Genomic DNA, 20,888 nt, shown 5'->3' with positions numbered 1-20,888 from the left:
GAGAGTTTCACCTTATGCGTATGTCATTGACCCGGACCTGGCTTTCAGCGCTGGCATTGGTTGCCATTGCTGCGATTGCCTTCAACAAACCTGCCATGGCGCAGGCGCCTTTCGCGGACGATACGTCCAACATTCTGGTACTTGAACTGAGCACCGGCACTGTTGAAATCATGATGCGGCCGGATCTTGCGCCGCTGCATGTGGAGCGCATCAAGAAGCTGACCCGTGAGAAGTTCTATGACGGCATCATCTTTCATCGGGTGATTGATGGCTTCATGGCACAGACCGGCGACCCTGCCGGCACCGGTGCCGGTGGCTCATCCTATCCCGACCTGCCCGCTGAATTCACGGAAACGAAGTTCCGTCGCGGCATCATTGGTGCGGCCCGCACGGCGGACCCCAACAGTGCCAACAGCCAGTTCTTCATCATGTTCAATCTGGCTCGCCACATGAACAACCCACGCAATCCGTCCGGCTTCTACACCGTATGGGGTGAAGTTATTTCCGGCATGGATGCCGTGGACGATCTGCCGAAGGGTGAACCACCTGCGAACCCCGGTAAAATCATCACCGCACGGATTAAATCCGATCTTGCGTCTGCAGCTCCTGCGGCGCCCTAAGACTCAACGATACGATCTCACAACAGAAAAGAGAGAGCGATGACAGACGCCTCGCCTGAAGACACCCTGATCCTGACACTGAAGACAGGTGACGTAAAAATCGCCCTTCGACCGGACCTTGCACCAAACCATGTTGCCCGCATCAAGGAATTGGTACGTGACGGCTTTTACAATCAGATTGTCTTCCATCGTGTGATTGACAACTTCATGGCGCAGACCGGTGATCCCACCGGAACGGGCATGGGTGGGTCTGGCAAGAACCTGACTGCCGAGTTCTCGAATGAAGCTCACGTGCGGGGCACATGCTCCATGGCGCGTGCGGCTGATCCGGACAGCGCCGACAGCCAGTTCTTCATCTGTTTCCAGGAATCATCCTGGCTTGATGGTCAGTACACGGTCTGGGGCCAGGTTGTTGACGGCATGGATCACGTAGACGCCATTGCCAAGGGCGAGCCACCGGCAAACCCTGACAAGATCGAGAAGGCCGTCATTGCCGCAAACGCCTGATCCGGCAACCGGGGCAACGGATATGACCGACAGCCTCGATGCCTATGACTTTACGTTACCCGAAGAGCTTATTGCGCTGCGTCCCGCCCAACCGCGAGACGCAGCGCGATTGCTTGTGGTCAATGCTACCAAGCCAGGCGCCATCGCCGATGCAGGTGTGCGGGAGCTTGCCGATTTTCTGAAATCCGGCGACGTCCTGGTGGCCAATGATACCCGCGTGATACATGCCCGGCTGCGCGGCATACGACGCCGCGGTGAAGCCGAGGCGCATATTGAGCTCCTCCTGCACAAGCCCATGCCGGATCCCGGCCACTGGCAAGCCTTTGCCCGCCCTGCCAAACGCCTGAAGCCCGGCGAAACCGTGGAGTGCGCAGAAGGCCTCAAGGCGCACATTGTGAGCCGGGACGGCGGCGAGGTCGTGGTTCGACTCGACGCCACCGGACAAACGCTGGACGAAGCCATTGCCATAGCCGGTGAAATGCCTCTGCCTCCTTACATTGAAGGCAAGCGCAAAGCCGACGCACAGGATGAAGAAGACTACCAGACGGTTTTTGCGCAGGCTGACGGATCCGTGGCGGCACCAACTGCAGGACTTCACTTCACGGACCGTGTCCTAAAGTCCCTCACAGACAAGGGTGTCTCACAGGAAACCGTCACATTGCATGTGGGGGCGGGCACATTCCTGCCGGTCAAATCGGACACGCTGGCGGCCCACAAGATGCACTCGGAGTGGGGCGAGGTTACGGCGGAAACCGCGCAACGGTTGAACGAGGCGCGCCAGGCGGGTGGCCGCATCGTTGCTGTCGGCACCACATCCATGCGGCTGCTTGAAAGCGCTGTTGATGAAGATGGAGTGTTTCATCCCTTCCAGGCCGAGACGGATATTTTTATCAAGCCGGGCCATCACTTCCATGCGGTGGATGTATTGATGACCAATTTCCATCTGCCACGCTCAACGCTGTTTGTGCTGGTGTCAGCATTTGCAGGTGTCGCGACCATGCGGCAGGCCTATCAGCATGCGATCGATACGGGCTACCGTTTCTATTCCTATGGCGACAGCAGCCTGCTTTTTCCCCATTCTCAGGACAACGCCGCCCCATGACGAGCTTTGACTTTCACCTTGATGCGACCGATGGCGAGGCGCGGACAGGCCGAATAGAAACGCCGCGCGGCACCATTCGCACGCCAGCCTTCATGCCCGTGGGCACAGCCGGCACTGTCAAGGCCATGACGACGGACACCGTGAAATCCACCGGTGCGGACATCGTGCTGGGCAACACCTATCATCTCATGCTTCGTCCGGGTGCTGAGGAGGTTGCTGCCTTAGGCGGTCTGCACAGATTCATGAACTGGGACAAACCCATTCTGACGGATTCTGGCGGGTTCCAGGTCTGGTCCCTTGCCAAGCTGCGCAAGATGACCGATGAGGGCGTGACCTTTCAAAGCCATATTGACGGGTCGACACATTCGCTGACGCCGGAACGCTCCATCGAAATCCAGTGTCTGCTGGGCGCGGACATTCAGATGATTCTGGATGAGTGCACGGATTATCCCGCGACCCGCGAACAGGCCCAATCCAGCATGGACCTGACCACGCGATGGGCTAAACGCTCAAAACAGGCTTTTGCAGACCAACCTCACCGCAAGGAAGGCCAGGCGCTGTTTGGCATTGTGCAGGGCTCAACCTACCCGGACCTGCGCCTGCAACATGCGCAGGCCCTCGTTGATATCGGCTTTCACGGCTATGCCCTTGGGGGGCTTTCCGTAGGGGAAGAGCAGGGCGCCATGCTGGAAACCGTGGAGGCGGTTGCGCCGGCGCTGCCAAAACAGCAGCCGCGTTACCTCATGGGCGTCGGCACACCGGAGGATCTGGTTGAGGCCGTGCGGCGGGGCATTGATATGTTTGACTGCGTTATGCCGACGCGGTCAGGCCGCCATGGCCAGGCCTTTACGCGCCATGGCCGGGTTGCGCTCAAAAACGCCCGTCATGGGGCTGATCCGCGGCCGCTGGATGCGGACAGTCCCTGCGAGGCCTCAAACCTCTATTCGCGTGCCTACCTGCACCACCTCTACAAGAGCGGTGAATATCTGGCGGCCATGCTCATCACCTGGAACAACGTGGCCTACTATCAGTGGCTGATGGCTCAGATGCGCGCGGCCATTGCCGAGGGTCGGTTTGAGGCGTTTGTGGCAGACTTTTATGCGCAGCGCGAAGCAAGCGACATAGACCCGATTTAGGCCACCCTTTAGGGCAGCATTTGAGCAGCCCAGACCCGACAAAATGGCGCGGATTTGCAGGTTGACCGCAGCGCTTTGCGCCCCTAGTTTCCCGCCACACATGCACGCCGGGCCTTGCAACCCGCAGAGCACTAAGTGGGCCCGTAGCTCAGCTGGTAGAGCGGCTGACTTTTAATCAGTAGGTCACAGGTTCGAACCCTGTCGGGCTCACCACTCTCTCTTTTCCAAGACACGCCAAAATAGACAGCCCCGCTGCGGGCATGCCGCTATGCTGACGCACAGCGGAAACCTGTGGAAATAGGCGAGGGGACATCTCGATGACAAAACGCACTTTTGAATTTCTGGTTCTGGCGGCAGGGCTCGGTTTCACCGTGGCCTTTGTGATCATCGTTGTGCCCCCCTTGCTGGAGTCCGGCGATATCATCGGTGCGTTTGGCGCGGGGTTTGTTAATCCCTATGCCTCCGGCTACTCGCTCGACACCATCCTGTGCGGTGTCATTCTCGCGATCTGGGTGCTGTATGAGCGCAGTGCGCACGGGGTCACCCATGGCTGGGTTGTTCTGCCGCTTATTCTTGTGCCCGGCGTTGCCACGGCCTTTGCGCTTTACCTTGTTATCAGAAGCCGAACCGGGGCTGTATCGAACACCTGACGGCAGCTTTAAGCTGTGCTTTAGTTTCAAAAGGCGAGGCATTCTTCTCGAAACTCGGAGCTCAAGTCTGTGCGTAACCTGTTGACCTGGATCGGGACCATCGGATTTCTCGGCGCTGTGGGCTATTTCGCGCCGACATTTGCCCCGACCTTTCTTGAGTCCACGCTGTTTGAGCAAGGCAACTCCGCACGGGATCAGGCCTTTGAAGACTGCCGGTCCGGCGATACAGCCCGGCAGATTGAAGGGTGCGGCTGGCTGATCGAAAATCGGGATGGACTGAGCAACGAAGACCTGTCGATGGCTTTCCACAACCGCGGTCAGGGGCACTCAGAGACAGACAATCACGAGCAGGCGTTTGCCGACTATGACGAGGCCATTCGTCTGGAGCCGGACGATTACATCACCTACTACGTGCGTGGTTTCCTTCATCAGTACCGGGAGGACTATGAGGCCGCCGTTGCGGACTACACGCTGGCCCTTGAACTGGAGACAGAGGACCCGGACGTTTATCGGGACCGGGCCTTGTCGCTCTATTATGTGGGCAAATATGAGGAAAGCCTGCCGGACCTCTATGCCGCCCTCAAGATAGACCCGGACCATGCCGAAACGCTCAACTCACTGGCGTGGACGCTGTTGTCCCTGGGCCGCGCGGAGCAGGCGCTGCCGATTTCTGCCAAGTCGCTTGAGGAAGACGGGGAGAAATCCGCCAACTCCCTTGATACCTACGCGCACATCATGGCGGAGCTTGGCCGCAAACAGGAAGCGCTGGAGTACTTCGTGAAGGCTGCCCGCATGGGGGACACCTACTATGTGCGCCAGATACAGCATGCGCTGTCAGCCAAGGGCTTCTTGTCTTCACCGCCGGATGGCGTCATGACCGGGCGCACCCGGGAAGCGCTCAAGGCCTGCATCGCACAGAACTGTCAGCTCCAACTGACGGAGCCTGATACCGGCAGCTGATGGCTGCCCATCAGATCGTCCACAGAAAAGGCCGGGCTCCGCATTGGAGCCCGGCCTTTTGCTTTGCACTCAGGCGTTAGTGGCTGACGCCGGGCTCCATGCCTTTGGCCTGGTCGATCCATTTGGTGACCATGGACTCGCTGGGCACCTGCCGGGTGAGGCTCTTTTCGTCGTTGGTCTTCTGCAGAGCTTCAGCCAGATTGGCCGCATTTCGGTGCTGCAGTTCCTTGACTGTATCAACGCCGGCGGCTTCGAGAAGTTCAGCATACTCGCCGCCGATGCCTGAAATGCGCATCAGATCTGCATGGTTCACCCATTTGAGGATGAGCTTTTCTGACAGGCCACTGTCGCGGGCAATGTCGCCGCGACCATTCTTGGCAGCGCCAATGGACAGCAGGTCTTCGGTTGTCTTGATGCCAGCCTTGCCAAGCGCTTCTGCGTAGGCAGGGCCGATACCTTCAATGTCTTCAATCGGATAGCTCACGGATGTTTTTCCTTCCTCAGGGGTCAATCAGCCCCCTTCAGATCAGGGACTTAATGGTACTTTGCAGGGAGTTTACGGCGATTCCAAGCCTACAGCCGCAACAAGTTGCACATCAAATCTGACATGATGTCAGCCTCGGTTTTGCCCCGTTTTGCGGCCATAGTGTTTTAACGTATTTGTTGGATTCTGCGCCAATGGGATTGCTTGTCGTGAAACGTGTACATCTTGCCATCTGGGCTGTTCTTGCCGCACTCACCATCGGTACGCCGACAGCGACCGCGCATCCGCATGTCTGGATCGATATGACCGTTTCGTCCGTGTTCGGCGAGGACGGCAAGCTCACCGGCTTCACCCATGTCTGGGCGTTTGATGAATTCTATACGGTGTTCCAGCTTGAAGGATTTGAGCTGTCGTCTGGCGACAAGCCTGCCCAGGAGCAGCTGGACAAATATGCCGTCGAGATGACCGACAGCATTGCCCAGTTTGGATATCTGATGCGGATTGAAGGCAGGGATGGCCGCCTGGATGTCGATGCCCGTGACCAGAGCGCCCGGCTGCGGCCGGACCAACGGCTTGAACTGACCTTTAGGGTTGACCTCAAAGAACCCGTCGACACCACGGACTGGCCGGTCAGGTATTCAGTTTATGATCCTGACTATTACATCGAGATGCTGCATGAGAAGGGCACCGGCGTGCTAATGACAGGTAACCCCCCGGCGACCTGCACAATGGATGTGGACCGCCCGTCGCCAACCTTCGAGATGATCAGCCTTGCAGCTTCCTTGGACAGGATGGATCAGGGACCGGATACACTCGGTGCTGCCTTCGCTGAAAATGTCACCATTGACTGCCGTCCTGTAGAGGCCCGCAGTGCTGAGTAAAACAGTCCGGCCTACGGGCTTACTATTGGCCGTTGCACTGGCATTCAGCGTTGTCCTCAGCCTGACCTGGACACCCTCGGCATCAGCTCAGCTTGGTGTGGACCGCCAGGAAGCGGCTCCAGCGCAGACTACCGAAACGCCCGCAAATGCTGACACAGATGCGTCATTCCTCACGCAAACGATTCTATACATTCAAAGCGAGCAGCAACGTCTGCACCGCAGTCTGGCCGGCGCCATTCGGGCCCTGAAAGAAGAAGGGTCACTCACCGCCGCATGGACACTCATTGCCTTGTCATTCCTCTATGGCGTTTTCCACGCGGCGGGGCCCGGGCACGGCAAAGCGGTGTTGTCTGCCTATCTGGTGACGCAGCCTACGGCTCTGAAGCGAAGCCTGCTGCTGGCTGCCGCCTCGTCCTTCATGCAGGGGATCACGGCCATTGTGGTGGTAACCGGCATCATCGTGATCTTTGGTCTGGCGCTGCGCACGTCGGGCGTCATCGTCCAGTGGCTTGAGGCTGCGAGCTTCGCACTGGTGGCGGTTGTCGGGCTTTGGCTCATCTGGCGATCCGCAAAGGCTCTGGCACCACGATTTGGGTTCGACCTTGGATCCGCCGGCCACGCCCATCACCATGATCACGGACATAGTCACGGGCACGACCATGAGCACGGACATGATCATGATCACGAGCACGGTCCTGACTGCGGCCATACGCATTTTCCAACGCCGGAAGAGAGCATGAATGCTGGCTCCCTGAGGGAAATGATCGGGATCGTTCTGTCGATCGGTATCCGCCCGTGTTCCGGGGCGATCCTGGTTCTGGTGTTTGCCCAGGTCTTGGGCATGACATTTGCCGGTATTGCCGCTGTTCTGGCCATGTCAGCTGGCACCGCCATCGCCGTGGCGCTCATTGCGCTTGCAGCGGTTGGTCTGCGGGATGGGGCCTGGGCGCTGACCCGGCTGGACAATGCGCGGGTCGAAATGGCGGCGCATGGACTTGCCATCCTGGGCGGGCTCTTGCTTCTGGTGATGGGTACCCTGTTTGCCTTTGCCAGCGCGACGCAGCCCAGCGGCGGCATCCTGCTGATGTAATCACAAAATCGGCCGACGACTTGCGGCTCCTGCTGGTGCGTCCTAAACCAGAGGGGAAACAAATACGGAGCCTTTTGATGAAAACCCGTGCTGCGCTGGCCGTTGAGGCCGGACGCCCCCTTGAGCTTGTGGACGTGGACCTGGAAGGCCCGCGTGAGGGCGAAGTGCTGGTGGAAATCATGGCCACCGGGATCTGCCACACCGATGAATTCACGCTTTCGGGCAAAGACCCCGAGGGTATTTTCCCGTCTATCCTGGGCCATGAGGGCGCGGGCATCGTGCGCGAACTCGGGCCGGGTGTGACCTCGCTGGGCGTCGATGATCACGTCATTCCTCTGTACACGCCGGAATGCGGCGAGTGCGAATACTGCTTGAACCCGAAGACAAATCTGTGCCAGAAAATACGCTCAACGCAGGGGCAGGGGTTGATGCCGGACGGCACCAGCCGCTTCTCGGTCAATGGCAAGCCGGTGCACCATTATATGGGCACATCGACGTTCTCCAATTTTACAGTCGTTCCCGAGATTGCCCTGGCGAAGGTGCGCAAGGACGCGCCGTTCGACAAGATCTGCTACATCGGCTGTGGCGTCACCACGGGCATTGGCGCGGTCATTCACACCGCGAAGGTAGAAGAGGGCTCCGTTGCCATTGTCTTTGGCCTCGGTGGCATCGGGCTTAACGTCCTGCAGGGCCTGCGCATGGTCGGCGCAAAGATGATCGTGGGCGTTGACCTCAACGATGATCGCGAAGCCTGGGGCCGCAAGTTCGGCATGACGCATTTCGTGAATCCGGCCAAAGTCACCGGTGACCTCACCGCTTATCTCATCGAACTGACCGGTGGTGGTGGCGATTATACCTTTGAGTGCATCGGCAATACGGATGTCATGCGCGTAGCCTTGGAAAGCGCACACAAGGGCTGGGGACAATCCATCATCATTGGTGTTGCGCCGGCTGGTGCCGAGATTTCGACGCGGCCCTTCCAGCTGGTCACCGGGCGGCACTGGCGCGGGTCCGCCTTTGGTGGTGCGCGCGGACGCTCAGACGTCCCTCAGATTGTTGACTGGTACATGGACGGCAAAATCGAAATCGATCCGATGATCACCCACACCCTGTCCCTTGACGAGATCAACAAGGGATTTGACTTGATGCATGCGGGTGAGAGCATCCGTAGCGTGGTTGTGTACTAACTCAAAAAAGGCCGCTGCGGGTGCAGCGGCCTTTTCCAATTCTCGAGCCAGATCAGGTGCTTAGCGCGCCATGTTGATGATCTTGAGCTGGGTGAATTCCTCAAGGCCATCCGCGCCGAGTTCAGCGCCGACACCTGACATCTTGGAACCGCCAAACGGGATCATCGGGTCCAGTTCGGCGTGCTTGTTCACCCAGATTGTACCGGCATCCATCTTGTCCGCCAGCGCATAGGCGCGATCTGTGTCCTTGGCCCATACGGAGCCACCAAGGCCATAAGGCGAAGCATTGGCGCGGGCGACTGCATCATCCGCGTCTGAGTATTTGATGACCGGGAGAACCGGGCCGAACTGCTCCTCGTCCACCAGGCGCGTGCCGTCTTCGATGTCGCGCACAATGGTGGGACGGATGAAGTAGCCCTTTTGATCAGGCGTCGTGCCACCGGCGATGATGTTGCCGGAGCCACGGGCGTCTTCGATCAGGTCTTTCACCTTGTCGTACTGCATCTTGTTCTGGAGCGGCCCAAGCTGGGTGCCCTGTTCCAGACCGTCACCGATGATGGCTTCCTCAGCCAGCTTGGCAAGCTCGGCACACATTTCGTCATAGATGCTTTCATGCACATACAGACGCTTCATGGCGATGCAGACCTGACCGGAATTCTGGAATGCGGACTGGAAGAGCTGCGGGGCGGCTTCCTTGGGGTCCACGTCATCCAGCACGATACCGGCATCATTGCCGCCAAGTTCCAGCGTTACGCGCTTCAAGAGTTTGGCTGCGCCTTCCATTACCTTGGCACCGGTTGCGGTTGAGCCTGTGAACGACACCTTGCGGATGTCAGGATGGGCTGTCAGCGGGGCGCCGAGGTCGTTTGCATCCGTGATGACGTTGACGACACCTGCGGGGACGATCTCCTTTAGAATGCCCGCAAGCTTGAGTGTGGTGAGCGGCGTCGTCGGGGCTGGCTTCAGCACCAGCGTGTTGCCGGCCAGAAGCGCCGGCGGCAGCTTGAACGCCATGAGGATCATCGGGAAGTTCCACGGCACGATGGCGCCGATGACACCCAGCGGTTTGCGGTGGGCTTCAATCCGGCGACCTTCATTGTCGTCCAGCACCTTGACGGGCATATCCAGCGTCGCGAAATAGCGCATGAAGGCAACGGTGCCGAGCACTTCGCCGGTCGCATCCGGCAGTGGCTTGCCCTGTTCCTGGGTCAGCAGACGGGCAAAGTCTTCAGCTTCGGCTTCAATCGCATTGGCGATGGCATTGATGACTGTGCGGCGTTGCTCGATGGGTGTTTCGGCCCATGCCGGGAATGCGGCCTTGGCTGCTGCAACGGCATCATTGAGTTGCGCTTCGGAGGCTCGGGGTGCCTTGGTGATCACGTCTTCGGTGGCTGGATTGACAACATCCATGGTGCTGTCGCCGTCCACCAGATTGCCGCCAATCAGCAGCTTATATGCCTGTTCCGCCATGTTTCCGTCTCCCTAGGATAAGCCGCAGGCTGATGCCTGCCGTTTTCTTTGGAGAAACAGTAACGCGTATTTGCGATACGCAAAGAGTTTTTTAGAACGTGCTGGAAATACCCGGACCCAGAGGCAGACCAAGCGCCAGCCACCCGACAAAAAATGCGGTTGAGGCGACCCCGAACGCAATCGCAAATGGCAGCATGGTGGCCACCAATGTGCCGATGCCGAAGTTGGGATCGTACCGTTTCCCGACGATCAGGATCAGCGGGAAATAGGGCAGCAGCGGCGTGATCATGTTGGTGGAGCTGTCGCCAATACGGTAGGCGGCCTGCGTGGCTTCCGGCGACAGGCCCAGCAGCATGAGCATGGGGACAAATATCGGCGCCAGAAACGCCCACTTGGCCGACGCGCTCCCGACCAGAATGTTGATCGTTGCGGCCAGCAGTATGAGAGACACCAAAAGTGGCGAGCCCTCAAAGCCGATGGATCGCAGGGTATCCGCGCCGACGACGGCCGAGATGATGCCAAGGTTGGACCAGCTGAACATGGCGATGAAGTGCGCCGCAATGAATGCGAGCACGATGTAGACGCCAAGGTCCGACATGGCATCCGCCATCATCCGGACCACGTCCTTGTCAGACGCGATCACCCGCGTGGTCACGCCATAGGCAATACCGGCAACGAGGAACGCGATGAACATCAGCGAGACAAGGCTCCGCATCAAAGGCAGGAAGCTGCCGTCCTCGCCCCGCAAGGGAAAACCGGGTGCCCAGGCCAGCGCCGCGACGCCTGCCGCCAGAACAACAACGGAAAGCAAGGCAGCCTGAATGCCCCGGCGCTCGACGGCGGACACATCGCCATCGACTGCGGGAATTGGTGTTTCAGTCGGCACCCATTTGGGCAGGCGGGGCTCGACAATCCTGTCGGTTACCCAAGTGCCGACAATGACGAAGAGCGGCACCAGGCCGAGCATCAGATAATAATTTGCGGTGACTTCGACGACATAGTCCGCGGCCACAAGGCGAGCTGCTTCCTGGGTGATGCCCGCCAGCAGGGGATCAAGGGGTGTGAGGATGAGGTTGGAACTGAAACCACCGGCCACACCGGCAAAGCCCGCCGCGAGGCCTGCCACCGGATGTCGGCCGGCACCCATGAAAATGGCGGCCCCCAGAGGTATGAGCACCACATAGCCCGCGTCTGCCGCCAGCGACGACATGATGCCTGCAAAGACGAGTGCCGCTGTTATGAGACGCGGTGAGACGCCGGACACCAGCGACCGCAGGGCAACGGTGAGGAAACCTGTCTTCTCGGCAACGCCAACGCCCAGCATGACCAGCAGCACGTAGCCCAGTGGCGCGAAGCTCGTGAACGTCTTGGGCATTTCCACAAGCAGCCGCTGGATCTGATCGGCGGCCAGAAGGCTCTTGGCCTCAACCACATCGCCGGTGCCGGGGTGTGGAACGGCAACGCCTGCGGCGGCCGCAATCACAGACGCGATAATCACCATCACGATCATCAAGGCGAACAGCGTGACGGGATCGGGCAGGGCGTTGCCGGTGCGTTCCACACCATCGAGGAAACGCGTGAGCATGCTGCGGCGTGGGGCGGTCTGCGTCATGGTGGTGATCCCCTCAGATCAACTGTGACCGGCACGGTGAATGCCGAATCTCAGGACAGTTTAGCCCCGCTTGGGGCCAAGGGGCAGCAGGCTAAGGGAGAAGATCAGCGCAGCCGCAATGACGATGGAGGGACCAGACGGCGTGTCGAGATAGAGCGACATGAAAAGTCCGCCTACAGCCGCGGCGATGGCCAGGCCTATTGCGGCCAGCGCCATTTGTTCCGGTGAGCTTGAGAGCCTGCGCGCCGCGGCTGCCGGAATGATTAAGAGAGCTGTGACGAGCAGCACACCTACGACTTTCATGGCGACGGCGATTACGACGGCCAGAAGCAGAACCAGTGCGATGCGATAGCGGGCCGGGTTGATGCCTTCGGCGGCGGCCAGCTCTTCATCCATTGTTGCAGCGACGAGCTTACGCCAGATGACGGCCAGGGCAGCCAGTACCGCAACCGCAAGACCAAAGATGACGGCAAGGTCAGCGACGGAGACCGAAAGCACATCACCGAACAGATAGGATGTGAGGTCCACCCGGAGGCTTGGGCTTAGGGCGATGACAATGACGCCCAGCGCGAGGGACGAGTGCGCAAGAATGCCCAGCAATGTATCCAGCGCGAGGCCTGTGTGGCGCTCCATGGCCAGCAACAGGAGCGCAACTGAAATGGTGACCGCCGCCACGCCAATTGTGAGGTCGATGCCCAGCGTGATGCCAAGGCCAATGCCCAGCAGGGCGGCATGAGCCGTGGTGTCACCGAAATATGCCATGCGCCGCCAGACGACAAAGCAGCCCAGCGGGCCTGCCATTGCCGCCACCCCAACGGCGACCAATACGGCACGCACGAAAAAATCATCCAGCATGGGTGTGCTCTTTAGGGGGATGGTCGTCGTGGCTGTGGCCATGGGTGACATCACCGCCGATGTCGTGCTCGTGGTCATGGTGGTGTTCATAGAAGGCCAAAGCGTCGGCTGCCTTTGGACCAAACAGGCGCACATATTCAGAATGCTGCGACACTTCATGGGGTTGCCCGGTGCAGCACACATGGCCATTCAGGCAAATGACCTTGTCGGTTGCGGCCATGACCACGTGAAGGTCGTGGGACACCATCAACACGCCGCAGCCGCGGTCCGTACGCAGGCGCTGGATCAGTTCATAGAGTGCCAGTTCTCCGGCGTGATCCACACCCGACACGGGTTCATCAAGGACAAGTATGTGCGGGTCCTGAATGAGCGCACGTGCCAGAAGCACGCGCCGAAACTCGCCGCCGGACAGCGTATGGACCGAGCTGTCCACGAGGTGGGCAACGCCGGTCTCCTCCAGCGCGTCCAGCACTCTTGCGCGCGGCTGGGCGACCGTGGACGTCAACAACCGCGAAACCCGCACAGGCATCATCGGGTTCAGGGTCAGGCGCTGGGGCACATAGCCGATGGTAAGGCCCGGCTTGCGGGTCACAGTGCCTGAAGAGAGGGACTGGATGCCGAGCAGCGCCCGCACAAGCGTGGTCTTGCCGCCGCCATTGGGGCCGATGATTGTGACGATCTCACCGGCATCAACACTGAGGTCGATGTTGTGCAGCAATGTCCGCTCCGCAACGACAACGCAGGCGGCATTGGCAGAAAGAAGGTGTGTCATGCCGCGCCCCGGGCCGCACAGGTGCCGCACAGGCCGGTGACCTCGACAGTGGTCTGATCCGTCACGAAGCCTGTGTCTTTCGCCACCTTGGAAATGGCGCGCCCGATGCCCGGGGCTTCGAACTCAGCCACCTGAGTGCAATCCCGACAGATCATGATCATCGGCTTGTGGGCATGGTCCGCATGCGGGCAGGCCATGAAGGCATTTAGGCTTTCAATCTTGTGGACCAGTCCATGGCTTACGAGAAAGTCGAGCGCACGATAGATGACTGCAGGGGCAGGGCGGCGGCCACGCCAGTCAATCTGCTCCATGATGTCATAGGCGCCCTGTGCACGATGACTATCCAGCAGCACCTCCAGCACCGCCTGGCGATCGGGCGTCAAGCGCGCCTTGTTCGCGGCCAGGTGCCGTTGCGCATTGGCCAGCGCATCCTTGCGGCAGGCCTCATGGTTGTGCGTTTGGGCGGGGAAAAGCGATTGAGTCATGCCAATATCTTGCCATGTTTCTAATTGTTATACTATAACATATTGAACTGTGATCAGGAGAACAGCCCCATGAATCGTCTTGCCCAGCCTTCAAGCCTTTTGCTGCGTGTTACAACAGGGGCCTGCCTTAGCGCTTTTGCTTTTGCGGGACACGCTGCTGCGAAGGCGGATGTTGTGGCAACGATCCCGGCTGTTCATTCAATCGTCAGCGGTGTGATGGGCGACACGGGATCACCGCACCTGCTCGTGAGCGGTGCAGCCTCTCCGCATACCTACAGTCTCAAGCCATCCAATGCCCAGGCGCTTGCCGAGGCACAGCTGGTGGTCTGGGTGGGGCCGCAGATGGAAGCGTTTCTTGATGGTGAACTGAAAACGCTGGCGCCGGATGCGAGCATCGTAACCATGCTTTCTTTGGACGATGCGGTTACGCATTCCATTCGCGTTGGCGGTCTATGGGATGCGCATGATCATTCGACCCATGGTGGACCTGGCGACCATGGTGATGAGCATCACGGCGAAGAAGACCACGCAGACCACAAAAATCATGATCACGACAAACATGCTCATGATGACCATGACGATCATAAAGACCATGCGAAGCACGACGATCATGCCAGTCACGATGACCACGGTCATGAGGGTGACGCAGATATTGATGCGCATATGTGGCTCGACCCGCGCAATGCCATTGTTCTGAGCGCCGCAGTCAAGGACGAGCTGGCGCGCATCGACCCGGACAACACCGCGGCATATGAACAGAACCACACAGCCCAGGTTGCAAGACTTGAAGCTCTCGACGCAGAAGTCTCAGGCGCACTGGAAGCTGTGTCAGATGTGCCGTTTATCGTGTTTCACGATGCGTATCAGTATTTCGAGACGCGCTATGGGTTGAGCAGCGTGGGCTCGGTGACCGTGTCACCTGAGGTTGCGCCCGGGGCCGCGCGTGTCCGCGCCATCCAGGAACGTGTACAGGAGCGCAACGCACACTGTGTTTTTGCGGAGCCTCAGTTCAAGCCGAGCATTCTGGAAGCGGTGATTGAAGGCACGGATGCAAAGGCCGGCGTCCTTGATCCGGTGGGTGCGGGCATTGATCCGGGCGCGGACATGTATACGGCTCTGATCCGCAAGCTTGCGGCAGATCTGACAGCGTGCCTTGCGTCGTAAGGGGCATCAACCCAGGGCTGCCGTTCCGTAGAACAACGCTGCGCCGACGAGGATGACCAGCACGCCGCCGACAGCGCTCATGCTGTTGAGTGTCAGGCTGGCTTCCGTTGAAACGGAGCCGCGGGTCCAGATTGTCAGCACGCCCACACCTGCAAGCGTCAGGGCCATGCCGATGGAAATGGCGACGACTGTCAGCAACCCAAGCATCCAGGCACCGCTCGCCAGGGCAAACAGGACCGCAATCAGCGCGCCAGTACAGGGTACGGCGCCAACGGCCAGGGAGAGCAGGCCACGCTCACGCAGCGAGCCGGTTTTTGCATGACGATGGTGGGTCTCGTCAGCCCCATGATCATGCCCGCATGTGGATTGTGCAGCGGCCAGTCCGCCGGGCCAGGGGAGGTTAATCCCTTGCGGTGCGAGTAACAGGACGGCAGCCCGGTACAACATCAATGCGCCTGCCGCCATGATGAGGCCGTAGCTGACAAGTTTGACGGCTGTAAATGCCGGTCCCGACGCATCAATCACACCGCCAAGCAGGATGGCGGCGAAAACGGCAATGGCGGCTGCCGAGCCAACATGAAGTGCGGCAATCTCGCCGGCCATGCGGAAAGCTTCACGCACCGGCGCGGTGCGGCCTGCGAAGTATCCGGCGACGACCAGCTTGCCGTGTCCCGGACCAATGGCGTGAACCGCGCCATAGGAAAATCCAAGGCCAAGGGGGAGGAGGGCTGCGGTTGTAAACTGGCCGGACTGTGCCGCGGCTTCGGCACCGGCAAGGGCCTGAATAAGGTAGCTATGAAGCTTTTCGACCTGATAGATCATCTCGTCCATCAAGGAGAACTCGGTATACATGCCGACGCATGTTGTGCACGCGGCGGCTGCGCCTGGCAGCGATACCAGACATGCAGCAAACGCTGACAAAACATACATTCCAAGACGTGAGTGGTGTAAGGTCATGAGGTAGAGTATGACTATCAATCACGCCAATGTCTCACATTAATTCGGACCCATGAGCAGCAGTTCTCCAGACACATCCGCCAAGCCCGCGCGCCGGGAAAACACCAAGATCAAACTCATTCGTGCCGCCGAACGGCTGTTTGCAGAGAATGGTCTTGGGGCCGTTTCCGTGCGTGACATCACGCGCGCTGCCGGCGCGCGCAACGAGTCCGCGCTGCATTATCATTTCGGCAGCAAGGAAGCGCTCATTCGCGCCGTCTTCGCGGATCGGATCAGCGACATCGACAGCAAGCGGCTGGCGCTCATTGCAGAGCTTGATCGTTCTCAGGCGGGGCAGAACGTGCAGCTGCTGATGGAAGCGACCATTGCTCCCATGCTGGAAGCCTGCCTGGATGAGGGTGGACGGCTCTATGCAACATTCCTGATGCAGATCGCTGCCGACCCGCGGTTCGACGTGGATCGCCTGATGGACGATCTCGCGCCGGATGGGGTTCAGGAAGTCACCCAGCGCCTGCAGGGCATGCTGCAGGACTTGCCGCTTGAAACCCGCGCGACCCGTCTGCGGCGGCTGGCAACCATGTCCATTTCCATCATGGCGGATCACGCCCGCGAAGTGGCCAATGGTACGGCACCTGCCCTTGACTGGGCCATTGCTGAAGCGGGCACAAGTATTGCCAGCTACCTCACCTGCGAGCCGGGCTCAGCCTGAGGCTGAGCGTCTGCTTGTCCGGCTGCCTGTGATGAAGCTCTCGTCCGCACCATTGCCGGACCGCGCAGGTGCAAAATCTTTCATTGCAAAACCGGGTGCTGCAGCCTCATCTGTAGCTATCCCCCAATTGATTGAGTGAGGCTTGAAAATGGCATTGGTGATTTACGGGATGGGTCCATCCCCCTTTGTGCGCAAAGTGCGCGTGGCGTTTGTTGAAAAGGGAATGGATTACACGCTGGAGAACGTGAACATTTTTCCGGCCCCGGACTGGTTCAAGGAGATCAGCCCGCTGAAACGCATCCCGGTGCTCCGGGATACGGACCGTCCGGAACCCAATACCATTCCGGATTCCTCCGCCATTTGTGCCTATGCAGAACAGGTCCAGCCCACGCCGTCGCTCTATCCCGCGGATGGATTTGAGCGCGGTCGCGCTGCGTGGATCGAAGAATATGCCGACACGGAGATGGCCGGGGTCATTGGCCTGGGCGTATTCAGACCTGTCGCGCTTGCCGCCTTGATGGGCAAGGACATTGATGCTGCCACCGCCGAAAAAACCATGGCGGAACGCATGCCAGCTATCTTTAACTTTCTTGAAGCTGAACTTGGCGATGACGACTTCCTTGTCGCCAACAGTTTTTCGATTGCTGACATCTCCGTCGCGACACAGTTTGTGAATCTCCAACACGCTGGCTTCAAGCCGGATGCGGCTCAGTGGCCGAAGCTGGCAGCTTATGTGGCGCGCATGCATGACCGCCCCAGTTTCAAGGCGCTGATTGACGAAGAAGCTGCCCTGTTTGCAAAAACACGCGCGGCCTGATCCACAAAATCGGGGGAATGCCAGCGTTCCTTGCGTCTGACATTCCCCCATTGGCCTTCATTTCCCCCTGCGGCTAACCTGTTTGTCAAACGAGACAAACAAATCCGGGGGAACAGGAAAATGGCTTACGCGCCACAAGATCGACCTTTCTATGATGCTGACAGTCACATCATGGAACTGCCGGATTTTCTCAAGTCATATGCGGATCCGGACCTGCGCGATGACATTCCCGAAGTCAGCTATTCAGCTTCCTTGGTGACCGACGAAGAAGTTGCGGTCATCGTTGATCAGGGCGGACGTCATTCGCCCGAGCATGTGCAGGCGCAGATCGATCTGGGCGACAAGCTGATTGAAAGCTCCAAGGAAATTCAGGCCCTGGGCGCGTTCAACGCGTCCGACCGCAAGGTTGCTATGGATATGCTGGGTTTCAAAAAGCAGCTCGTGTTTGCTACGCACTCAGTGGTGCTGCCGTTCCACCCCAGCTCCAAGACTGAGGCGCGCCTGCGCTATGGCGGCACGCGGGCGCACAACCGGCACATGAGCGAGTTTTGTGCGTCCGATGACCGTTTGATGGGTGTCGGCGTCGTGCCGCTGGATGTGCCCGAGTTGGCCATCAAGGAACTCGACTGGGCCATCGACAATGGCCTTGAGGCCATCTGGATTCCGCACCGGGCACCCATTGGACATTCACCGGGACATGTGGACCTTGAGGGGTTCTGGGCACGTCTGGCTGAAGCCGGCGTTCCGTTCTGTCTGCATGTCGGAGGCGCACCGCTGCAGATTCACAAGTCGTGGGGCAACAATGGACGCGGCGCGACCCGCGACTGGATGGGCGGTGGCGAGAATGTGCGCACCAAGGATGCGATGGTGTTGCATCAGCAGCCAGAGATGTTCGTCAGCATGATGATGGCGGAGGGTATCTTCCATCGTCACCCCAAACTACGTGGCGCTGTCGTTGAGCTGGGCGCAGGCTGGGTGCCCCAGATGCTCCAGCGGCTTGATGATGTCTGCAAGGTCTATAGCCGGGTGGACGAGTCCATCCGCTTTGACAGAAAACCCAGCGAGCAGCTGACCCAGCAGATGGGCTTCACGCCGATGCCGCACGAAAACGTCAGCAACATGATCGAGCAGTCCAATGCTGATCTGTATCTGTTTTCCAGCGACTACCCGCATGTAGAAGGCACCCGTGATCCCATCGCTCGATTTGAGCGCACGATCGGCGACCGGGGCGAAGACATCAAAACAAAATTCTACAGCGAGAACTTCCTTCGCCTCTGGCCGGACGCACGGGTGGCCTGAAGCCCGGGTGGCCTAGCCGCGCAGATCAAGCCACGCGACTTCGTCTGGCGTGAGCGACAGGTCAAAGACGGCGAGGGACGTGCGTAATTCTGCCAGCGTGCGCGGCCCAACGAGTGCGCATGTGGGCATTTTTTGTGTCAGCACATAGGCTAGGGCGACCGTCATGGGATGGACGTTCTTTTTCTCTGCCAATTCATAGGCGCGGCGACGGCGTTCAAAATTGTCATCGCTGTAAAAGGCGTACACCAGATCATGGTCGGTCTTGATGTCGGGGCCGGCACGGTCCGTGAAGAAGCCGCGCGCCTGCGACGACCAGGAGAAGAGGGCGGTGCCTGTTTCCTCAAGCCATGTCCGATAGTCATCATCTGAGCACGCGGCAACGCCTGGCCAGATGGGGTTGTTCATGCGGGCCAGTGAGAAGTTGTTGGACAGCACACCGAAGCCCTGCTTGCCATTGGCCGCCGCATAGGCATTGGCTTCCGCCATGCGTTCCTTGCTCCAGTTCGAGCCGCCAAAGACGCTGATCTTGCCTTCGTCCTTCAGCTCGTTGAGCAGATCGACCCACTCGCCGATGGGCACACTGGTATCGTCGCGGTGCAGGAAGTAGATGTCGGCCCGGTCGGTGCGCAGACGCTCCAGGCTTTCTTCAAGCTGGGGACGGACCGCATCCGGGCGGCAGTCCGGCGTATGCGCACCCTTGCAGATCAGAACGAGATCATCGCGGACGCCCCGGTCTTCCATCCAGACGCCAAGTAGCTTTTCCATGATGCCGTCGCCATAAAGGTGCGCGGTATCAAAGCAGTTGCCGCCCTGCATGTAGAAGTCATCAAACTGAACCGAGGCGTGGGGCATCGCCGTCTGGTTGTCGCACCCCATGATGAGGGCGGAGACCGGCTTTGCGACACCCTCAATGGTCCGGGTCTGCATCCGCGCGGCGTCGGACACGGCAAGGGGCAGGCGGCTGGCTGTCGGCCATGCCTTCTTGTTGCTTTCCGCATTGAAGCGGAAGCGGGCACTGTCGCGCCACTGATCCAGGGTACGCATGTTGCCAAGCGTATCCGCAATGGAGACCAGCGGGCTCTCGGTCAGGCCCTTGGCGACACACTCAGCCACATGGTCGGCTTCGATCTCATAGAGCCATTTGTCCTGCGGCACATCGATGGTCTGTGTGTCCTTGCCGAAGCGGCGCAGTTCAATGGCGGAGGACCCGCCTTCGACACCGGCAGCGTGCCAGGGGCTGGCAATATGCAGTGACCCGGTTTCGCCATATATGTTCACGTCGTTGGGCAGCCAGGCGGAGACCGCCGTCGAAAGCTGGGCAATCACGTCATTGTCGAATGTCAGAAGGGCGGCGGCCCACTCATCCACCCCGGTTTCACCCAGCCGGGCAGAGCCTGCAACATTGATGGGATCTGCAAACCCCTGTTTGTCGTTGGCACCGGCCACAAGGCGGGCGACGGACACGGGGTAAAGGCCCACATCCATGAGACCACCGCCGCCAAGCTCATTGGCGAACAGGCGCGACGATGCATTGAAAGGCGCATGAAACCCGAAGCTGGCCTCAATCGTCCGGACCCGGCCGATCTCGCCGCCTTCTATCATCTCCACCAGCTTGCGGGTCTGCGGTGCCAGGCGGAACATGAAGGCTTCCATGAAGAACACGCCGGCTTCGCGGGCAGCTTCAACCATGGCCATTGTATCTGCGTGATTGAGGGCTGCCGGTTTTTCCACCAGCACATGCTTGCCGGCCTGGGCGGCACGGATGGCCCACTGGGCGTGGCTTGTATGCGGTGTTGCCACATAGATCGCATCGACAGCGGGGTCCGCGAGGAGGGCCTCATAGTCACCTGACGGCGCAAAGTCTTTGGCCCCAGCGGCGACGTCGGCGTTCTTGTCGGCCTGGAGTTTTTCAACGAAGGCCTGCGCCGTATCGGACGCGCGGCTGCCGACGCGGGACAGGGTGCCGGAATTGCTTTTGGCCACCGCCCGCGCAAATGCCTGCGCAATGGAACCAGTGCCAAGAATGCCCCAGGAGAGACCGGACATGCGCCCTCACTTATAGAAATGTGTGATGTGGATCAGACGAGTTTGCAGACACATGAAAGGGCCCGCAAAACACTATGCGACGTGC

General features: G+C 59.5%; 21 protein-coding genes and 1 tRNA gene. 14 read left to right on the top strand and 8 right to left on the bottom strand.

What is annotated here, in order from left to right:
• Positions 1-20 precede the first annotated feature (20 nt).
• From BN1012_RS06845 to BN1012_RS06815, 7 genes are all read left to right on the top strand, one after another.
• Positions 21-620 (top strand): peptidylprolyl isomerase, encoded by a 600-nt coding sequence (locus BN1012_RS06845; protein ID WP_122381352.1) that lies wholly within the window; start codon positions 21-23, stop codon positions 618-620.
• A gap of 39 nt (positions 621-659) precedes the next feature.
• The gene (locus BN1012_RS06840) at positions 660-1,127 is read left to right on the top strand and encodes a peptidylprolyl isomerase (RefSeq protein WP_043949056.1); all 468 of its coding nucleotides are present in this window, start codon (positions 660-662) and stop codon (positions 1,125-1,127) included.
• A 22-nt stretch (positions 1,128-1,149) separates the two neighbouring features.
• Positions 1,150-2,229, top strand: a complete 1,080-nt coding sequence (gene queA / locus BN1012_RS06835; protein WP_043949055.1) for a tRNA preQ1(34) S-adenosylmethionine ribosyltransferase-isomerase QueA — start codon at positions 1,150-1,152, stop codon at positions 2,227-2,229.
• Positions 2,226-3,365: a tRNA guanosine(34) transglycosylase Tgt gene (tgt, locus tag BN1012_RS06830; protein ID WP_043949054.1), complete on the top strand. Its 1,140-nt coding sequence runs from the start codon at positions 2,226-2,228 to the stop codon at positions 3,363-3,365. Before queA ends, tgt begins: the two co-directional genes overlap by 4 nt.
• Before the next feature lie 137 nt (positions 3,366-3,502).
• Positions 3,503-3,578: transfer RNA gene (locus BN1012_RS06825), tRNA-Lys, on the top strand.
• 104 nt (positions 3,579-3,682) lie between these two features.
• Positions 3,683-4,015: a DUF2834 domain-containing protein gene (locus BN1012_RS06820; protein WP_043949053.1), complete on the top strand. Its 333-nt coding sequence runs from the start codon at positions 3,683-3,685 to the stop codon at positions 4,013-4,015.
• Between the two features lie 69 nt (positions 4,016-4,084).
• On the top strand, positions 4,085-4,975 hold the full coding sequence (locus tag BN1012_RS06815) for a tetratricopeptide repeat protein (protein ID WP_043949052.1): 891 nt from the start codon (positions 4,085-4,087) through the stop codon (positions 4,973-4,975).
• Between the two features lie 76 nt (positions 4,976-5,051).
• Here the strand turns inward: BN1012_RS06815 and BN1012_RS06810 are convergent, their stop codons facing one another.
• On the bottom strand, positions 5,052-5,459 hold the full coding sequence (locus tag BN1012_RS06810) for a DUF4332 domain-containing protein (protein ID WP_043949051.1): 408 nt from the start codon (positions 5,457-5,459) through the stop codon (positions 5,052-5,054).
• Positions 5,460-5,668: 209 nt separating this feature from the next.
• On the opposite strand from BN1012_RS06810, the gene BN1012_RS06805 reads away from it, so the two are divergent.
• The 3 genes from BN1012_RS06805 (at position 5,669) to BN1012_RS06795 (ending at position 8,617) form a co-directional block, all read left to right on the top strand.
• Positions 5,669-6,340: a DUF1007 family protein gene (locus tag BN1012_RS06805; RefSeq protein ID WP_171815927.1), complete on the top strand. Its 672-nt coding sequence runs from the start codon at positions 5,669-5,671 to the stop codon at positions 6,338-6,340.
• Between the two features lie 25 nt (positions 6,341-6,365).
• The gene (locus tag BN1012_RS06800; protein ID WP_052534723.1) at positions 6,366-7,430 is read left to right on the top strand and encodes a nickel/cobalt transporter; all 1,065 of its coding nucleotides are present in this window, start codon (positions 6,366-6,368) and stop codon (positions 7,428-7,430) included.
• Positions 7,431-7,507: 77 nt separating this feature from the next.
• On the top strand, positions 7,508-8,617 hold the full coding sequence (locus tag BN1012_RS06795; protein WP_043949049.1) for an S-(hydroxymethyl)glutathione dehydrogenase/class III alcohol dehydrogenase: 1,110 nt from the start codon (positions 7,508-7,510) through the stop codon (positions 8,615-8,617).
• Between the two features lie 60 nt (positions 8,618-8,677).
• Here BN1012_RS06795 and BN1012_RS06790 read toward each other — a convergent pair whose 3' ends face one another.
• The 5 genes from BN1012_RS06790 to BN1012_RS06770 all read right to left on the bottom strand — a co-directional run bounded on the left by BN1012_RS06790 (position 8,678) and on the right by BN1012_RS06770 (position 13,811).
• Positions 8,678-10,087 (bottom strand): aldehyde dehydrogenase family protein, encoded by a 1,410-nt coding sequence (locus BN1012_RS06790; RefSeq protein ID WP_043949048.1) that lies wholly within the window; start codon positions 10,085-10,087, stop codon positions 8,678-8,680.
• Between the two features lie 91 nt (positions 10,088-10,178).
• Positions 10,179-11,699, bottom strand: a complete 1,521-nt coding sequence (locus tag BN1012_RS06785) for an AbgT family transporter (RefSeq protein ID WP_043949047.1) — start codon at positions 11,697-11,699, stop codon at positions 10,179-10,181.
• A 60-nt stretch (positions 11,700-11,759) separates the two neighbouring features.
• Positions 11,760-12,596, bottom strand: a complete 837-nt coding sequence (locus tag BN1012_RS06780; RefSeq protein ID WP_244442979.1) for a metal ABC transporter permease — start codon at positions 12,594-12,596, stop codon at positions 11,760-11,762.
• Complete coding sequence (locus BN1012_RS06775; protein WP_043949045.1) at positions 12,544-13,326, bottom strand: ATP-binding cassette domain-containing protein; 783 nt, start codon at positions 13,324-13,326, stop codon at positions 12,544-12,546. Before BN1012_RS06775 ends, BN1012_RS06780 begins: the two co-directional genes overlap by 53 nt.
• The gene (locus BN1012_RS06770) at positions 13,323-13,811 is read right to left on the bottom strand and encodes a Fur family transcriptional regulator (protein ID WP_043949044.1); all 489 of its coding nucleotides are present in this window, start codon (positions 13,809-13,811) and stop codon (positions 13,323-13,325) included. The genes BN1012_RS06775 and BN1012_RS06770 overlap by 4 nt, the downstream gene beginning before the upstream one ends.
• A gap of 69 nt (positions 13,812-13,880) precedes the next feature.
• Between BN1012_RS06770 and BN1012_RS06765 the strand changes: the two genes are divergently transcribed.
• Entirely contained in the window at positions 13,881-14,975 is a 1,095-nt protein-coding gene (locus tag BN1012_RS06765; protein ID WP_063958491.1) for a zinc ABC transporter substrate-binding protein, read from the top strand.
• Positions 14,976-14,981: 6 nt separating this feature from the next.
• Here BN1012_RS06765 and BN1012_RS06760 read toward each other — a convergent pair whose 3' ends face one another.
• Positions 14,982-15,827, bottom strand: coding sequence for a nickel/cobalt transporter (locus BN1012_RS06760; RefSeq protein WP_171815926.1), 846 nt, complete (start codon positions 15,825-15,827; stop codon positions 14,982-14,984).
• Between the two features lie 157 nt (positions 15,828-15,984).
• Here BN1012_RS06760 and BN1012_RS16755 point away from each other — a divergent pair, with 157 nt between their 5' ends.
• The 3 genes from BN1012_RS16755 (at position 15,985) to BN1012_RS06745 (ending at position 18,757) form a co-directional block, all read left to right on the top strand.
• Positions 15,985-16,641, top strand: a complete 657-nt coding sequence (locus tag BN1012_RS16755; RefSeq protein ID WP_052534721.1) for a TetR/AcrR family transcriptional regulator — start codon at positions 15,985-15,987, stop codon at positions 16,639-16,641.
• Between the two features lie 148 nt (positions 16,642-16,789).
• A complete protein-coding gene (locus tag BN1012_RS06750) occupies positions 16,790-17,458 on the top strand; it encodes a glutathione S-transferase family protein (RefSeq protein WP_043949042.1) in 669 nt (222 codons plus the stop codon).
• Between the two features lie 120 nt (positions 17,459-17,578).
• The gene (locus BN1012_RS06745; protein WP_043949041.1) at positions 17,579-18,757 is read left to right on the top strand and encodes an amidohydrolase family protein; all 1,179 of its coding nucleotides are present in this window, start codon (positions 17,579-17,581) and stop codon (positions 18,755-18,757) included.
• A gap of 12 nt (positions 18,758-18,769) precedes the next feature.
• Here BN1012_RS06745 and BN1012_RS06740 read toward each other — a convergent pair whose 3' ends face one another.
• Positions 18,770-20,803: an aldo/keto reductase gene (locus BN1012_RS06740; RefSeq protein ID WP_043949040.1), complete on the bottom strand. Its 2,034-nt coding sequence runs from the start codon at positions 20,801-20,803 to the stop codon at positions 18,770-18,772.
• Positions 20,804-20,888 lie beyond the last annotated feature (85 nt).

It is taken from the genome of Candidatus Phaeomarinobacter ectocarpi, from assembly GCF_000689395.1.
GTDB lineage: Bacteria > Pseudomonadota > Alphaproteobacteria > CGMCC-115125 > CGMCC-115125 > Pyruvatibacter > Pyruvatibacter ectocarpi.
Note: the sequence above shows the minus strand (reverse complement) of the source record. Positions and strands in the feature narration are given on the sequence as shown.

Excerpts from the sequence above, each read along its gene's own strand:
- BN1012_RS06845 (WP_122381352.1), top strand. The coding sequence starts at position 21 with ATGTCATTGACCCGGACCTGGCTTTCAGCGCTGGCATTGGTTGCCATT.
- BN1012_RS06840 (WP_043949056.1), top strand. The coding sequence starts at position 660 with ATGACAGACGCCTCGCCTGAAGACACCCTGATCCTGACACTGAAGACA.
- queA (WP_043949055.1), top strand. The coding sequence starts at position 1,150 with ATGACCGACAGCCTCGATGCCTATGACTTTACGTTACCCGAAGAGCTT.
- tgt (WP_043949054.1), top strand. The coding sequence starts at position 2,226 with ATGACGAGCTTTGACTTTCACCTTGATGCGACCGATGGCGAGGCGCGG.
- BN1012_RS06820 (WP_043949053.1), top strand. The coding sequence starts at position 3,683 with ATGACAAAACGCACTTTTGAATTTCTGGTTCTGGCGGCAGGGCTCGGT.
- BN1012_RS06795 (WP_043949049.1), top strand. The coding sequence starts at position 7,508 with ATGAAAACCCGTGCTGCGCTGGCCGTTGAGGCCGGACGCCCCCTTGAG.
- BN1012_RS06790 (WP_043949048.1), bottom strand. The coding sequence starts at position 10,087 with ATGGCGGAACAGGCATATAAGCTGCTGATTGGCGGCAATCTGGTGGAC.
- BN1012_RS06785 (WP_043949047.1), bottom strand. The coding sequence starts at position 11,699 with ATGACGCAGACCGCCCCACGCCGCAGCATGCTCACGCGTTTCCTCGAT.
- BN1012_RS06780 (WP_244442979.1), bottom strand. The coding sequence starts at position 12,596 with ATGGCCACAGCCACGACGACCATCCCCCTAAAGAGCACACCCATGCTG.
- BN1012_RS06775 (WP_043949045.1), bottom strand. The coding sequence starts at position 13,326 with ATGACACACCTTCTTTCTGCCAATGCCGCCTGCGTTGTCGTTGCGGAG.
- BN1012_RS06770 (WP_043949044.1), bottom strand. The coding sequence starts at position 13,811 with ATGACTCAATCGCTTTTCCCCGCCCAAACGCACAACCATGAGGCCTGC.
- BN1012_RS06765 (WP_063958491.1), top strand. The coding sequence starts at position 13,881 with ATGAATCGTCTTGCCCAGCCTTCAAGCCTTTTGCTGCGTGTTACAACA.
- BN1012_RS06760 (WP_171815926.1), bottom strand. The coding sequence starts at position 15,827 with ATGTATACCGAGTTCTCCTTGATGGACGAGATGATCTATCAGGTCGAA.
- BN1012_RS16755 (WP_052534721.1), top strand. The coding sequence starts at position 15,985 with ATGAGCAGCAGTTCTCCAGACACATCCGCCAAGCCCGCGCGCCGGGAA.
- BN1012_RS06750 (WP_043949042.1), top strand. The coding sequence starts at position 16,790 with ATGGCATTGGTGATTTACGGGATGGGTCCATCCCCCTTTGTGCGCAAA.
- BN1012_RS06745 (WP_043949041.1), top strand. The coding sequence starts at position 17,579 with ATGGCTTACGCGCCACAAGATCGACCTTTCTATGATGCTGACAGTCAC.
- BN1012_RS06740 (WP_043949040.1), bottom strand. The coding sequence starts at position 20,803 with ATGTCCGGTCTCTCCTGGGGCATTCTTGGCACTGGTTCCATTGCGCAG.